At 42.0% G+C, this 255-nt stretch carries 1 protein-coding gene; it reads right to left on the reverse strand.

What is annotated here, in order from left to right; genetic code table 11:
* The coding region (locus tag AAEZ18_RS19200) for a threonine/serine exporter family protein (RefSeq protein WP_352256021.1) at positions 1-255 on the reverse strand (255 nt) is incomplete at both ends.

The raw sequence follows: 255 nt of genomic DNA on the forward strand, positions 1-255 counted from the left end.
CTGCATATACAAAGTCTTGGCCTTCAATAAGTGAGTTTAAGCCTATATATGTTTTGCTTCCTGGTACTAATACAATCAAGCCTTGCATGGCAACAATAGAGGCCGGCGCATTAGCAACGCGGTTAAACAAGTTACTAAATATACCCACCGATAAAGCACCTACAAACGTACCTAATGTGTAATCAAGGTACATAGCCGAGCCAATACTGGTGCCATACGCTATAAAGCCTGATGCAATAGACCAAACTGCGTGTT

Origin of the sequence: Pseudoalteromonas sp. 19-MNA-CIBAN-0066 (assembly GCF_040308705.1) — a bacterium.
Classification (GTDB): domain Bacteria; phylum Pseudomonadota; class Gammaproteobacteria; order Enterobacterales; family Alteromonadaceae; genus Pseudoalteromonas; species Pseudoalteromonas nigrifaciens.